Origin of the sequence: Nocardia sp. NPDC056100 (assembly GCF_042266325.1) — a bacterium.
Classification (GTDB): domain Bacteria; phylum Actinomycetota; class Actinomycetes; order Mycobacteriales; family Mycobacteriaceae; genus Nocardia.
In genome coordinates this window covers 698054-713492 of the sequence record NZ_JBHJVY010000002.1, presented here as the reverse complement: position 1 = coordinate 713492, position 15439 = coordinate 698054, and the positions used below count along the sequence as shown (strand labels likewise).

The following is a 15439-nucleotide window of genomic DNA, read 5'->3' as shown; positions in this document are numbered from 1 at the left end:
GGCTGTTGGTCATACTCCGTGTACCGCGACGTGATCGACCGTCACTCTATGGAAGCTGGCGATCGACTCGCCTCCGTCGACACCTTGGCGAATCGCCTTCTCGGCCTTGTAGAACGGATCCACGAACACTCCGTTCGGCAACTGCACCCCCAATGCACCCGTGACCCCGCTGACCTGCCACTCGCCACCGGTTTCCACGGCGATGCAGGCACCGAGGAACGAGCCGACCAACGACACCAACTCATTGACACTTGGCTCGGGATCCCAGTTCGGGACTGCACGCTGCTGTTCGATCAGGTCCTCAACCCACGCGAGGGAGGCCCGGTTCAGCCCGAAATCGATCCCACTCGCTGCGGTGAAGTACTCGATGGCAAGTTGGACGTTCGAATCGATTGCCTGGCGCACCTGCTGCATGGCCTGGTCGGTGTCGTCACTCACCATTCGACGATATCGGCACCACGACTACACGGGCACGAAAAATACTCCCAGAAGCAGGAACCCGACCGGACAAGATACGCACGCTGTCGTGCCTTGTTACCAGGGCAGCGGTTGGCGGTCGCGGAAGAAGCCTCCGGTGGGTCCGTTATCGGGAAGGGTTGCTGCCCAGACGATTCCGGCGGCACCGTCGACGACGGGGCGGCCGCCGGGGCCGCCCATATCGGTGGCTACCCAGCCGGGGCAGATGGCGTTGACGAGGATGCCGTCCGGGCGGAGTTCGGCGGACAGCATTCGGGTCAGGGCGTTGAGGGCGGTTTTCGTGGTGTTGTAGGCGGGGGTGCCGCCGCCCATGCTCGTCAGGGAGGCGGCTTCGCTGGAGACGTTGACGATTCGGGGATGGGCGCTCGCGCGCAGCAACGGGAGTAGGGCTTGGGTCAGTCGCCAGGGGCCGTAGAGGTTGGTTTCGGCCGCTTCGCGGACGACGTCGAGATCGGCGTTGACTGCGCGCTGCCAGGTGTCGTAGGCGATGGCGGCGTTGTTGACGAGGATATCCAGGACACCGAATCGGGTGCTGATTTCCGTTGCGGCGGAGGTGATGTCGTCACCATTGGTGATATCGAGGCGCAGCGGGTGCGCGTCGCCGCCGATCTCCGCCGCTGCCTTAGTGGCCGCCTCGAGCGATCGGGCGGACACGATGACGGTGTGCCCGGCGGCGGCGAGCTGGCGCGCCACTTCGTGGCCGATGCCCCGGTTGGCTCCGGTGACGAGGGCGATCATTGGTTCCTCTTCGTGGTGATCAGTCAAGGTTGAGTGTTTTCCAGGACACTCACACACATGCGGGCGCATTCGGCGGCGAGTTCGGCGGCGGTCATATCGATGGTGCCGCCGAGCCAGCCTTCGATGAGCTGGTTGACACCGCCGGTGATGAAAAGCGCTGCGCGGTGCAGCCATTCCGGTTCGACGGAGATGCCCAGCGCGGCGGGAGCGTGTTGCACGACGAGGTCGGTGATCATCGTCAGTACGTCGTGACGACGCTGGGTCAGCTCGGGCAGGTCGCCGGGGTCGGTGGTGGTGACGATGCGATGAATATGGCGGTCGGCCGCAATGATCTCCAGGAATGCCTGTAGCGCGGATTGCAGTCTCTGCTCGGCCGGACCATCCGCGGAGACACCCGCCTCGACCATGGCCGCCAACATCTGATCGCGCACCTCGTCGGTGACGGCGAGCAGCAACTCCTCGCGGTTGGCGAAATGTTCGTAGAAGTAGCGGTCGGTCAGGCCCGCGGTTTTACAGACGCCCCGGACCGTGACGGCGCCGATCCCGGATTCGCCCCAGGTGGTGCGAGCGGCGACGAGCAGGCGCGCGCGACGCTCGGCGCGGCGCTCGGTCGCGCTGACGCCGCCGTAGCTGCGAGTGGCCGTATTCGTCATTGACAACACTTTAGGCGTGGCTGTCGATGTTGGGGATCACGCCCAGCTGTGCCCCCTAGGCCGCGAGTTCCATTACGGCGCGGGGGTGCCAGGGCATCGGGCCGGTAGGGAAGCCGCAGCGGATCATTCTGTGTGGTGGGGCTGCTTCGATGTCGACCACTACGAGGGGCAGGAAGGGGCTGAGCATTTTTTCGAGCATGGGGTTCAGGCCGGTGAGGCGGGGGCGGAGCCGGACCTGCCAGCAGTCGATTCGGCCGGTGGCGGCGTCGACGACGGTGCGCCGGTCGGTCTTCGCGCTCAGGGGGATGTGGACCGAGAACGCGAGCCACAGGGCGATATCGGCCTCGGCGCCTTCGGTCAGATCCAGTCCGCGCAAGAGCGTCAAGCCGCCCGCGAGTGGCATGAGATCGGCAGGGAACGGCGCGATCCCAGCACCGATCTGCAGGTGCGTGGTACCGAGGAAATTCGCCTCTTCGCGGCTCACCACCGTTGTGCCCGTTCGGGTTTCGGCGCGGTAGCTGGCGATCCGCAGCTGCTCGCCGAGACGCTGGAAGCGCTGTTCGACGGTGATCGTGAAGTTGCCATCACTCGAGGTCGCCTGAACCACGGAGAGGTAGCCCTGGTCCTCATGCCCGACTGTGCTGACGATGTCGAGCGCGGGCGGCTGATCCGCGATACGGACGGTGTAGACGGTCTTCTCACCGTCCGGGATATACGGATCGCGAAAGATACTGTCTCTCATAGGCTTTCTTCCCGTGCGGCGGTGACGAACACCGCTCGGAGTCGGTTGACATAGCGTTCGACGGAGCGGTGCGCCACCGGGGTGTCCGGATAGATCACGCTGAGTGTGGTTTTCGCGGCGAACCGATTGATCCAGATCAGAACCTGTTCGGAGGCAGCGCGATTGGCGTACAGCCCGCATGAGGCCGTATCGAAGAATTCATGGCCGAGCAGTTCTCTGGCATCGACGTAGGAGATCATCGGGCAGGCACAGCCCGGGCTCAAATCCAGATCGGAGTCGGCGGGCAACAGTTCGACCACCCGCTGGAACGAGGTGGAGGTCAGACGAATCCCGTTCTCGTAGGCGTACTGGGCGAGTGTGACCACCCGGTCGAAGGATGCGGTGCGGCCGAGCGGGAATGCCACGGGCAGCAACGTGACGTACCAGCCGACCGAGGCGCGTTCGGCGGCGCTGCCACGCGTTGTCACCGGGGTCATGCCGAAGTAGTAATCCCTGTCGGCGAGTTCGTATTCGGCCAAGGCCGCCGCGGCGAAGACGCCGCCGACGAAGTGCGCGCCATTGTCTCGGCATCGCCGCTCGAAGCGCGCGGCGGTGGCCTCATCGAACAGCGTCACCGTTCGGTGTGCGCTGCGGTTGTACATATCGGTGCGCCTGCCCAATTCCAGCGGGAAGGTCGGCAGGGCGCCGCCGTTTCCCCGGATCAGCTCGAGCCACTTCTGAACACCGGGCGAGGTGAGTGACATGCGCGCCGTATGAGCCCGCTCGGCCGTGCAGTAGTCGAGATAGCTCGCCGCCGGGGCGAGCGCGTCCGGCGTCTGACCCCACATCTCGTTCGCGTAGAGCAGCGCGAGATCGAAACCGGACAGGTATTGCCCGAACCCGTCGGTGTGCAGGTGATCGGCCGCGAGGTAGACCATGGTCGAGTCGTCCCGCTCGATGACCCCGAAGCTGAAGCAGTCCCAGTCGAAGGGCCCGGGCGTGGTTTTGAGCACGTGGTCGCGGACCGTCTGCGGGTCCTCGATCCACCCGTGCTCGACCGGAACGAACTCGACGTCCGCTTCCGGCACCAGATGCCGCTCCACCGCGCCATCCGCACCGATCCGGAACCAGGTGCGAAAGGTGTCGTGCCGCAACAGGAATGCGTTGATCGCGCGGGTCATCGCCGCGCGGTTCAGCTCACCGGTCGATATCTCGGCGGTGATCAGGCACAGACCGGAGTACCGGAAGTCCGCCGCGGCATGCTGGGCGGCCAGCCGTAAGTACTGTTCCTGCTGGTGCGAGGGCGGGGCGGGGTGCACGGGTGCCAGCCGCGCGCGTGCGGCCGATTCCGGCGATGCCACCCAGGTGGTGAGTCGGCCCCGCGCCGGTTCCCATTCGTCGATCAGACCGAAATCGACCATCGCTCAACCTCCCTACTCCGACGCCAGGTCACGATGCGACTCCGACCGGCACCGCGACCGGAGCGCCCGTGGCGGTCTCGACGGCCGACCGGGACGGAGCCTTGGCACTTTCCGCGGCCAAGATCAGTTCGGCCACCTTCGGACCGGCCTGCTCCAGGCTGAACGACCGACCCATCTGCAACGACATCAGGTCGATGCCAAGGGTTTTGGTGACCCGAGCGCCGAGCTCCACCGCCATCAGCGAATCCAGACCGAGCTCGGGCACGGGCACCGTCATATCGATGGATTCGGCCGGAACCCCCATGACCGCGGCCAATTCCTCGGCCATCTTGCGCGCGACGAAGGTGCCGCGTTTGCCATCCTCGATGGCTGCCACCTCGGCCCGCAGCCGGGCCAGTTCCGAGGTGTCCTTGGCGGAGACCTGAGCCAATGCCATCGTGCGGCCGGTGCGGGTCAGCTGCGGGAAGGTGCCGGTGAGCTTTCCCCAGTCCGTGGGAATGATACTGGCCCGCGAAATACCAAGGCGCAGAGTCTGTTCCAGGTACGCCGTGGCGTCGGCCATGTCGATCGGGTCGAAGCCGACCAGGTCGAGATACTTCACCGCCGTCTCGTCGGCGGCCATGCCCCCGGTGGAACCGGACAGGTGCCCCCACCCGATGCACAGGGCCGGCTCGCCCGCCCGCGCCCATTCCTGGGCCATGGTCTCCACCGCGAGATTGGCCGCGCAGTAGTTGTACTGACCGTAGATGCCGTACATGGCGCCGCCGGAGGAGGAGAGCACGAACATATCCAGCTCGATTCCGGCGTCGGCCACCGCCTGGCGCACCACCCGGGCACCCTGCACCTTGGGGCGGTAAACGATGTCCAATTCCTCAATTGTCATGGCCGCCAAGCGATTATCGGCGACCGCGCCTGCCGCGTGGAACACCCCTCGCAGTGGATGTCCGGCCGCATGCGCCCGCCCCACGACCGCGGCGATCGCCTCGGCATCGGTGACATCGGCGTGTTCGGCGATCACCTGGATCCCCGCCGCCCGCCATGCCTCGAGCTGGCGGCGCGCTTCCTCGGTGCTCGCGCCGCGGCGACCCACCAGTACCAGTCGGCGCGCGCCGCGCAGGGCCAGCCAGCGTCCGATGGCCAGCCCGAAGCCACCGAAGCCACCGGTCACCAGATATGTTGCGGCCTGGTCTATTTCGATATCCGGCAGCTGGGGTCGTACCGAGGGCAGTGCCGAATCCATCTTCAGCGCAATGCGCGTCAGTCCGGTCGAGCGGATGGTTTCCTCGAAGGCACTCGCCACCTCGTCGGTATCGAACAGCCGGTAGGACAGCGGGCTATAGGTGCCCGCGAGCACCTTCTCGTAGACCCGCCGCAGCAGTGCGATGAGCCGCTGCGCGTCGACCGCGACCAGGCGGTCCAGGTCCATCGAGTAGTACGCCACGTTCTTGTCGAAGTTGGCCATCTCCAACAGGCCACCGGTGTAGATATCGGCCTTGCCGACCTCGACGATGCGCCCGAATTCGGCGACCGCGTGGAAGTTCTGCCGCAGGATCTCCCCCGGGGCGCTGCTCAACACCACCTCGACGCCCTTGCCGTCGGTCAACTCGAGGACATCGTCGACGAAGTTCAGTGACCGCGAATCGATCGCGTGATCGGCCCCCAGCGAGAGCACGTGGGCGCGACGCTCCTGGGTACCGGCGGTGCCGATAATGCGCGCTCCCCGATCCTTGGCGACCTGGATCGCGGCCGTGCCGACACCGCCCGCTGCCCCGTGGATGAGCACCGTCTCTCCGGGTCGCAGCCGGGCCAGATCGTTCAGCGCGTATTCGGCCGTGCCGAAAGCGATTGTGCTGGTGCAGTATGCGGGATCGGTGCCCGGTGGGAGCTTGATCGCTCGCGCCCGGTCGGCCACGACGTAGCGCTGCATCATCCCCTTGACCGCGACCGCGACCAGATCGCCCACCGCCAGGTCGGTGACGCCGGGACCGACCCGCACCACTTCGCCGACCCCTTCCATCCCCGGGACGGTGCCGAAATACGTTGGCGCTAGCTCGCGTTCGCCGAGCAGTCCGATGACCTTCAGCGGATCCTTGTAGTTCAGGCCGATGACTTTCATCCGCACCTCGACCTGCCCGGCACCGGGCTCCGGGCGCGGTCGTCCGCGCCAGGCCAGCGCCGACAACAGGCGCGTGCGGGGCATTTCCAGCGCGAAATTGGCCTCGGAGTCGCTCAGCGGTGCGGCGGTGTCCAGTGCTTCGAGGCGCTCGGGCAGCGGCTTGGTGATCACCGGACTCCAGCGGATACCGGCGCGCAGGGCGACTTCGTCGGTGTTGTCGCCCCAAAAAGCCCCCGGGACAGCCAGTTCGGTGACAAGGTCGACTATTCCCGTCGCCGGTTCGACGTCGATCAGCCGCCAGCGCAGATCGGTCTGTTCATTGAGCAGCACGCGTCGCGCACCGGCGAGCGCGGCCTGCTGCGCGGCCGCCGGAGCCGGATCGTCCGGGACCGCGAACGCGCGCTCGGTCACCAGGGTGGCGTGGCATCGGCCCTCGACGAACTTGTCCTGTGTTCGTCCGGGATCTTCCGGGTACGCGAAGTCGTTGAGCACGACCGCGATTCGCTTCAGTGCCCACAGTTGCGCGAGCTCGTCCGCGCCGGAGTCGGCGACCACGATGACATGCAGCCGATCCGTGCCCTCGGCCCGCGCGGCCGCGAGCATCGCGATGAGACCGGCCTGGACCTCGTCCGCGACGGATCCGACGCCGTACAGCTGTGCGCCCGGGATCACCTCGCTCAGCGCGGTGGCGCGCTGGCGCGAATCCCCCAGCGCGACGATCACCGTGCTCACCGAATCATGGGGTACCGCGGTGCGATCGAGTGGATCCCGCTGCTGCATGGTCTCGGTGTAGAAGTAGTCCGCCATGCGGCGCAGGGGATCCTGGCCCGGGGCGATCGCGCCGATCTGCAGACCGCTCAATCGCATGACGAGGTTGTGCTCGTCGTCGAGCAGGTCCACATCGGCCCGCAGCCGGGCCCGATGATCGCGCCTGGCTACCACGGTGACCCGCTCGGGCAGCGGCGCGACCAAGCGCACCGAGGCCACGCCGACCGGGACCAGGGTGCCCTCGTCGATCCGGGATTCGGCGAACAGCAGAGCGGCGGTCTGCATGGCGGCATCGACGACGGCGGGATGGGCCAGATGACCCGAGTCCACCGCGATCGCGCCGTCGACGGTCGCGGTGACCGTATCCCTGCCGACCCGAGCGGTGAGCACACGCCGGAACGACGGGCCGTACTGCAAGCCCGCCGCTGCGAGTCCGCCGTAGAACAGCTTCGGGTCCACGTCGACGCCGACCTCGATCTCGGGCACCTCCACCCGGGTCGGCCGGTGCCGACCGGTCAGCATGCGCCCGGACGCGTGCAGGGTCCAGGCGGTGCCGGTGGCCGGGCGGGAGCGAATCAGGAAGCGACCGCTGGCCTCCTCCACGGTCAGCGCGAGCAACGGGACATCCGGTGCGCCCATGATCAACGGCGCGACGAAGCGGACCTGCTCGAGCGCGACTCGTTCGCCACCGAGCCGGGTGGCGGCGGCGCTGAGCGCCGCGTCGAGATACGCCGCCCCCGGCATGATTCGGACCCCGTTGACCACGTGATCGGCCAGCCACGGCAGCAATTCGGTACCCACCTGCAGCAGCCAATCCGGGCGGCCTTCGACATCGGGATCACCGAGCATCGGATAACCGCCCGGAGTGCCGAGCCTGGCCTGTTCGAACAGCGGCAGGGACGAATGCAGGCGGGTCCGCTGCCACGGGTACCGCGGCAACCGCACATGCGGGCTCGCATCTGGCGGAAACAATGCGTCGAGGTCGAGCACGCCCGCACCGTAGAGCCCGATGAGGGTGCGTCGAATGCTGTTGGTATCAGGCTGTTTACGGTCCAGTGTCGGCACCGTGGTCCCCGTGACGTCCGCGCCGAGCAGTGTCTCGCGGATATTGCCCGACAGCACCGCGTGCGGGCCGATCTCGAGGAAGACCCGGTGCTCGGCGAGCAGCGTCGTGACGGCGTCGGCGAAACGCACCGGCTCGCGCACATTGGCACACCAGTACAACGCGTCCCAGTCCGGACCCGTCACCTGTGCACCGGTGACCGAGGAGTACAGGGGAACGGTCGGTGCCTGGGGCTCCAACTCCGCGAGTGCCGAACGCAATTCGTCCAGAATGGGGTCCATCAGCCGACTGTGGTAGGGCACCTCGACTCGCAGGGCGCGCGCGAAAAAGCCTTCCGCGACGAGCTTTTCGCCGATCTCATCGAGCCGGACGATATCGCCGGAGAGGGTCAGTGAGGTCGCGCTGTTGATCGCGGCGATATCGACCCCGGGATCGTCGGCGACGAGTTCGAGGGCCTGGTCATAGGACATGCCCACCGCGAGCATTCCGCCGGAACCCGCTGTGGTGGCCTGCAATCGGGCTCGATGGTAGGCGACCAGGACCGCGTCGCGCAGCGAGAGCATCCCGCTGACATAGGCAGCGGCCACCTCGCCGACGCTGTGGCCGACGATGGCCGCGGGCTCGATGCCATACTGGGCGAGTTCGCGTACCAGCGCCACCTGCACCAGGAAGTTGGCCGGTTGCGCGACCTCGGTGCTGGCGACCCGCGAATCCTCTTCCGCCTTCAGCAGTTCCTCGATGATCGACCAGCCCGCGAGCGCACGGAACTCGGCGTCGACACGCTCGGCGGTATCGGCGAAAACTCCCCCGGCGGTGAGCAATTCACGCGCCATTCCCCACCACTGCGGACCCATGCCGGAGAACACGAACACCGGCCCGCCGGTGCGGGCCACAATGGTGCGTACCGCGTCACGCCCTTCGCCGGCGGCGAATGCTCGCAGCTCCCGGATCAGGTCGCCGGTGTCACCGAGCAGCATGCCGGTCCGGAACGGGTGGTGCGCCATCCGGGTCCAGGCGGCGTGCGCCAGCCGTTCCGGTTCCGTGCCCGCGGCGACCAGATCGGCGAATCGCCCGGCGAGCGCCCGCGCCGCACCGGTGCTGCGAGCCGAGATGGGCAGTACACCAAGGTGTTTCGGCTCACTCGCGACTTCGACAACCGGGATCGGACGGTATTCCCGCAGAATGGCGTGCGCGTTGGTGCCGCCGTACCCGAATCCGTTCACCGCGACCGTCATCGGCCCGGCGTCCCGGGACAGCGGTTCGGCTTCGGTCTGGATATGCAGACCCAGCTCGTCGAAGGGGATATCCGGATTGGGCTTGTCGAGCCAGCCCTGAGGCGGGATCGTGCGATGCGAGATCGCCAGTGCCGCTTTGATGACGCTCGCGACCCCCGCGGCGGCCTCGGTGTGCCCGAGCGTGGACTTCACCGAGCCGACACCCAGCGTCCGCGTCCGCTTGTCCGGTACGCCGAAAACCCGTCCCAGCGCTCGAATTTCGACCGGATCGCCGACCAGGGTGCCGGTGCCGTGCGCCTCGATGTAGGTGATCGATTCCGGTGCCAGGCCGGCGCGGGCGCACACCGAACGTGCAAGCGACTCTTGCGAATCCACGTTCGGCACGGTGATCGCGGTGGTGCGGCCGTCCTGGTTGGCCCCGGTCGCCTTGACCACGGCGTAGATCCGGTCGCCATCGCGCACCGCGTCGTCGAGTCGCTTCAAGGCCACCATGCCCGCGCCCTCACCGCGACCGTAGCCGTCCGCTGCGGCGTCGAAGGACTTGCAGCGCCCGTCGGCGGCGAGGAAGCCGCCCTTGCACATCAGCACGAAAGTCTCCGGCTGGAGCATCACATTGACCCCACCCGCCAGCGCTACGTCGCAATCACCGTTGTTCAGCGCTTGGCAGGCGAGGTGGAACGCCACCAGAGACGACGAGCACGCCGTATCAACGGTGAGCGCGGGTCCGATCAGGTTGAGCGCGTACGCGATCCGGTTGGACAGCATCGTGTACGAAGCGCTGGCCGGAGTGTGCATATCGGTGTGGAACAGTGCGGGGCCCACCACACCGATCACCGACTGGTCCACCACGAAACCGCCCACGTAGACCCCGACCGAGCCGCCGCTCGCGCGCCTGGCGATCCCGGCATCGTCGAGCGCCTCCCAGGTGACCTCCAGCATCAGGCGCTGCTGCGGATCGAGCACGGTGGCCTCGCGCGCGGAGATGCCGAAGAAGTCCGGGTCGAACTCCCAGGGATCGGTGGTCATGAAGGCGGCGCGCTTGGTGTAACTGCGCCCTGGCGTGCGCGGTTCCGGGTCGTAATAGCGGCGGTAATCCCAGCGATCGGGCGGCACGTCGACCACACCGTCGCGCTTATCCAGGACGAATTCCCAAAAGGTTTCCGGCGAGTCGATTCCACCTGCGAATCGGCATCCGATCCCCACTATCGCGATATCCGACATGCACACCTTCCAAGGCCGGATTGATTTGAGCGCCAGCACTTCCCGGCACCTTGCGAACAGGTGGCTGGCGATCACCTCATCGTGCCGCAAATCAAGGAATATGCCGGATTCACTCCCGAGTTCAGGACACCTCACAAAACGACGGGGGCTATGGCTGTAAATATCTCGAGTCCGTCGAATCAGGTGCTGTGCAACCGATTCCGAGTGCCTATGTTGCGAGTGGCCGGTGCCGCACCGGACCGTATTTCTCAGTTGGGAGCTGCGATGTCGGGCCAGACGACCCCGTGGATAGATCGGCTTGTGCGAAGGCGGTTCACCGTCGTGGTCGTGATGGTCGCCGCATTGCTGGCGCTCGGTGGCTACGGCCTCGGACTGTCCGAGCACCTCGGAGTCGGCGGCTGGAACGATCCGGGCTCGGAATCCTCGCGGGAGGCACGACTGCGCGACCACGCGTTCGGCACCGACCACAGCGCCGATGTGCTGCTACTGTTCCACGCGCCGACCGGGAAAACCATCGACGACCCCGCCTTCGCCGCCACAGTGTCCGACTACCTCAGCGGTCTGCCACAGCGCTTTCCGGGCCGGATCGCGCGCATCAACGGCGCGTACTGGGCCACCGATACGGGTATGGCGATGCCGGATATCTTCGGCACCGAGCGACGGGATCACGGCTTCGCCTCGGTCGCCATCGAGGGCAACGATGACACCAGCAGGTTGAACAACTTCCGCGCCATCACCGGCGAACTCGCGTTGCCCGGTGTCGATATGGAAGTCGCGGGCAGACAGCCGATCGCGGCGGCGCTCAATGACACCATGGCCCACGACCAGCGCCGGATGGAATTGTTCGCGATACCCGCGGTGGCGGTGCTGTTGTTCTTTCTGTTCGGCGGGGTCGTCGCCGCATCGCTTCCCCTCGCCGTGGGCGGATTGACCGTCATCGCGGCCTGGGGCATCGTCCGCGTACTGACCACCTTCATGGAGGTGAACACCTTTGTCTCCCCTGTAGTTTCGATGATCGGTCTCGGCTTGGCCATCGACTACGGGCTTTTCATGGTAAGCCGGTTCCGGGAGCAATTGGCCGCCGGCAACGAGGTGCCGGAGGCGGTTCGGGTCACGGTGGCGACCGCGGGCCGCACCGTGTCGTTCTCTGCGATCATCGTGGTCGCCGCGGCGAGCACGATACTGCTGTTCCCGCACGGGTTCCTGCGCTCGTTCGCCTTGGGCGCGATGGTGACGGTGGCGCTGGCGGCTGCGGTCTCGGTCACGGTTCTACCTGCCGCGCTGGCCATCCTCGGCAGGCGCGTGGACTGGTTGGGCTACAACGGGTTTCATTCCCGGCGTGCGCGCGCCGACCAGCGGAACAACGCCTGGGGGCGGATCGCCGGAGCGGTCATGCGCAGGCCGATCACGACCATCGTGCCGGTCGTGGCGATCCTGGTGGTACTCATCGCCCCGGTGCGCGATATCGCCTTCGGCGGTATTAGCGAACGATTTCTACCCCCCGAGCAGCCCACCCGCACCGCGCAGCAGCACTTCGACGAGCTTTTCCCGCTGCGCGAGACCGATCCGGTCGAGATCGTGGTCCGGACGTACTCCACCACCGATCTCGACGCCACGATCGAATCAGCCAATCGGGCACCGGGTTTGAAAGCGCCATTCCCCGAACCCTTTTCCGCACCCTCGCAGCTCGGTGTCTTCACCACCTCGACAGCGGTCGGAAATTCGCACGACGCCGAGCGGACCATCGACTACCTACGTACCATGGCAGTGCCCAAGGGCACGACCGTGCTGGTCGGCGGCCAATCCGCGGCCGAGATCGACAGCGTGGACGCGGTGCTGGATCGCATGCCGTGGGTGGTCGCGCTGGTGTTCGCGCTGACCACAATCCTGCTGATGCTGGCATTCGGCTCGCCGGTGCTGCCACTGGTGGCCGGGTTGCTCAATCTGCTCGGGCTCGGCTCCACAATCGGAGTCCTCACCTGGATCTTCGCCTCCGGACACGGGGCCGGACCGCTGGACTTCACACCCCAGCCGATCATGGCGCTGGTTCTGGTGCTGATCATTTCGGTGATCTACGGCCTGTCCACCGACTATCAGGTGTTCCTGCTTGCCCGAATCCATGAGGCGAGGAGCAAAGGCGCGACGGACACCGAGGCGGTCCGGGACGGCATCGCACGCACCGGGTGGATCATCACCGCCGCCGCGCTCATCCTCATCGTCGTGTGCGGAGCCTTCGCGCTCTCGGATCTGGTGATGATGCAGTACATCGCGGTCGGCATGGTCACCGCACTGTTCATCGATGCGGTCGTGCTGCGCATGCTGCTCACACCGGCACTGCTGGCATTGCTGGGACCCCTCAGCTGGTGGCGGTCCGGCTCCAGGGCGTCGAGCCGAGAGCGACACGGCGATAGGGCAGTGTCAGTGTGAGCGCGCCGAGACCGACTGCGGCGAGGGCGATTACGCCGAGCATGGTCATGCTGCCCGCCATGGTGTGGGCACGGAAGAAGAGCGTGCTGAGTACCGCGAGCCCCACCGAATTGCCGATCTGCTCCACGGTGGGCAGCAGGCCGGACGCCTCGTCCAGATCGCGGTCGCCCAATCCCGCGAGCATGATCGGCTGCAACGGGATGCCGAAGACCCCGACACCGAAGCCCGCCAGCAACACCGGGACGGTGACCAGTGCCAGGTTCACCGTTCCGGATGTCAGGTAGAGATATCCCACACCCACCGCGACCCAGCAACCGAAGCCGACGATGCCGGCGGCCAGGACGCGAATACCGAAGCGGTTCACCAGTTTCGGCGACCACAGCGCGCCCGCCCCGGCCCCGACGGCGAAGGGGGTCATGGCGATTCCGGTTCGAAACGCGGAGAACCGCAGCACGTCCTGCAACAGGATCGACACGGTGAACACGAATGCGGTGAACAGTCCGAAGAAGACCGCCACCAGCACCGAGCCGACCGCGAATCCCCTGTCCGCGAAGAGATCCAAGCGAACGAGCGCGGTCCCTCCGCGTCGTCGGGTCGCTCGCTCGTAGGCAACGAACAACCCCGCGAGCGCCAGCGCGATTGCCACACAGCCCACGTGCCTCGGGTGCCAGCCCGACTGCTGGCTGTCCGAGAGCGCGAACAGCAGCAAAAACAGCGCAGCCGTAGCGATTGCCGAACCGCGCAGGTCCAAGGGCGGTCGCTGCGGTGCCGGACCGATGTGCAGGTACTTCACGGCCAGGCCGATGGACACTACACCGAGTGGCAGGTTCAGCAGAAAGACCGCGTGCCAGCCCAGCCCGAGTGGGTTCAGCGTGATCAGCGCGCCGCCCAGCAACGGGCCGAGCATTCCCGCGAAACCCGCTGTGGCGCCGTAGATCGCGAATGCGGAGGGCTGATGGTCACGCCGGAACGAGGCGGTGATGATGGCGATGGTCTGCGCCGCCATGCCTGCCCCCGCCACGCCTTGGACGATCCGGGCACACACCAGTTCCACTGCGCCGGAGGATATTCCGCACCACACCGACGCCGCTGTGAAGGCCGCCGCAGCCCAGAGGAATATTCGGCGACGGCCGAGAATAGCCCCGAGCCGGGCCGCGGTGAGCAGCACGCAGGCGAAAGCCAGCGAGTAACCGGCGACCACCCACAGCTGCTGGGACTGCGACGCCCCCAGGTCCGCGGTAATCGATGGGAGCGCGGTGTTGACGATCGTGACATCGATCATCTGCATGAATACCGAAATCAGGCAGGCTCCGAACGAACCGACGGCCACCGCCGCCTCTTTCCGCGTCATCGCAGCGCCGCCTCGAACTGCGGCCAGGATTTGTGCAGATCGTCTTGCCAGTAGCCCCAGGAGTGGGTGCCGCTCGGGCGCAGATCGAAGGTCGCCGGAATCCCCGCAGCGCTGAGCCGCTCGCGGAGCTGGCGGGTGCACGTGTTCGCGACCGCCTCGAGCGGAGATCCGAACATGAGCTGATAAAGCAGCTGCACGGCATCGCCGTGCGCTGCCCCGAGCGTATCGTCAGGGCCTGGAAGGCCCGTTCCGGCAGCGATATACATGGACGTGCCACGGAGCTTGTCCGCTTGCAGGTAGGGATCGTTCGCCTGCCAGGCCGGGTCACCCGAGGGCCCCCACATATTGGTGACGGTGCCGCGCTGTGTGGCGACCACGGCCTGAACGATGGCCTGCCCCGCGAGGTCGCTGGTGCGCGCGCACCCGCTGTAGGAGCCGATCGCCCGGTAGAAACCCGGGGCGGCGATGGCCAATTGGAACACCGAGGTGCCCGCCATCGACACCCCGGCGATCGCGTTCGCACCGGTGCCGTGGAATTCCCGGTCGATGACCGCGGGCAACTCCTGAGTCAGCAGGGTGGTCCAGCGTTGTTTACCGAGCACCGGATCATCCGCGCGCCAGTCCGTGAAGTAGCTGCCCGCGCCATCCATCAGCACAACGACGTTGACCTGTTTGTCATCGAAGAAATCGGTGAGATCGGTACGGTCGATCCAATTCCCGTCCGAGCCGCCGCTGGAACCATTGAGCAGATACAGCGTCGGCGCCGGCGACTCCGGATGGGCCGCGCGCAACAGTGTCATTCGAATCGTCCGGTTCATCGCCGTCGAATAGAACACGAGTTGTGTCTGTCTACCGGGTCCCGGGCGAATCTCCACCAGCCGCGAGGTGTCGGACCGTACGGGATCGGCATTTGTGCTCGCCCACCCGCCCGAGAGAAAAAGCAGAGCCGCGACAAGCACCGTGCCAGCCCGCCTCGATCGTCCCGACATGCCAACTCCTGACCCGATGAAATAACTTCGGCTCGCAGTCAAGAACACACCGGCGTGGAGGCACTCGTTATTCGAGTTTTGTTGTGGTCCTTACCAAATGCCGCAGGCTACGACTGTGGACCGAATACGAGCACACGCGATTGTCGCGGTTCACGTACCGCGGCTGTTCTTTTGGTGAGATCTCCGAGCCATCGAGCATCGACTGTCAACCGCTTCGATCCGGCCCTAATGTAAGCGCGGCAACAGGATTCATGCCTCA

Annotated in this window: 9 protein-coding genes; 1 reads left to right on the top strand and 8 read right to left on the bottom strand. The window is 66.4% G+C overall.

Annotation, left to right across the window (positions count from 1 at the left end; genetic code table 11):
- Positions 1–9: 9 nt before the first annotated feature.
- From ACFC0O_RS15095 to ACFC0O_RS15070, 6 genes are all read right to left on the bottom strand, one after another.
- On the bottom strand, positions 10–438 hold the full coding sequence (locus tag ACFC0O_RS15095; protein ID WP_375958022.1) for a hypothetical protein: 429 nt from the start codon (positions 436–438) through the stop codon (positions 10–12).
- A 96-nt stretch (positions 439–534) separates the two neighbouring features.
- Positions 535–1215: an SDR family oxidoreductase gene (locus ACFC0O_RS15090; protein WP_375958019.1), complete on the bottom strand. Its 681-nt coding sequence runs from the start codon at positions 1213–1215 to the stop codon at positions 535–537.
- 23 nt (positions 1216–1238) lie between these two features.
- On the bottom strand, positions 1239–1868 hold the full coding sequence (locus tag ACFC0O_RS15085) for a TetR/AcrR family transcriptional regulator (protein WP_375958016.1): 630 nt from the start codon (positions 1866–1868) through the stop codon (positions 1239–1241).
- A 55-nt stretch (positions 1869–1923) separates the two neighbouring features.
- Positions 1924–2610 carry a hypothetical protein gene (locus ACFC0O_RS15080; protein ID WP_375958014.1) on the bottom strand — a complete coding sequence of 229 codons (687 nt, stop codon included), beginning with the start codon at positions 2608–2610 and terminating at the stop codon, positions 1924–1926.
- Positions 2607–4010, bottom strand: coding sequence for a condensation domain-containing protein (locus tag ACFC0O_RS15075; RefSeq protein WP_375958011.1), 1404 nt, complete (start codon positions 4008–4010; stop codon positions 2607–2609). The genes ACFC0O_RS15080 and ACFC0O_RS15075 overlap by 4 nt, the downstream gene beginning before the upstream one ends.
- 28 nt (positions 4011–4038) lie before the next feature.
- Positions 4039–10413 carry a type I polyketide synthase gene (locus tag ACFC0O_RS15070; protein WP_375958008.1) on the bottom strand — a complete coding sequence of 2125 codons (6375 nt, stop codon included), beginning with the start codon at positions 10411–10413 and terminating at the stop codon, positions 4039–4041.
- Between the two features lie 264 nt (positions 10414–10677).
- Here ACFC0O_RS15070 and ACFC0O_RS15065 point away from each other — a divergent pair, with 264 nt between their 5' ends.
- Positions 10678–12840 (top strand): MMPL family transporter, encoded by a 2163-nt coding sequence (locus ACFC0O_RS15065; protein ID WP_375958005.1) that lies wholly within the window; start codon positions 10678–10680, stop codon positions 12838–12840.
- On the opposite strand, the gene ACFC0O_RS15060 is transcribed toward ACFC0O_RS15065, so the two are convergent.
- A complete protein-coding gene (locus ACFC0O_RS15060) occupies positions 12770–14191 on the bottom strand; it encodes an MFS transporter (protein ID WP_375958002.1) in 1422 nt (473 codons plus the stop codon). The two genes, ACFC0O_RS15065 and ACFC0O_RS15060, sit on opposite strands and share 71 nt — an antisense overlap.
- Positions 14188–15180, bottom strand: coding sequence for an alpha/beta hydrolase (locus tag ACFC0O_RS15055; RefSeq protein ID WP_375958000.1), 993 nt, complete (start codon positions 15178–15180; stop codon positions 14188–14190). The genes ACFC0O_RS15060 and ACFC0O_RS15055 overlap by 4 nt, the downstream gene beginning before the upstream one ends.
- Positions 15181–15439: the final 259 nt, after the last annotated feature.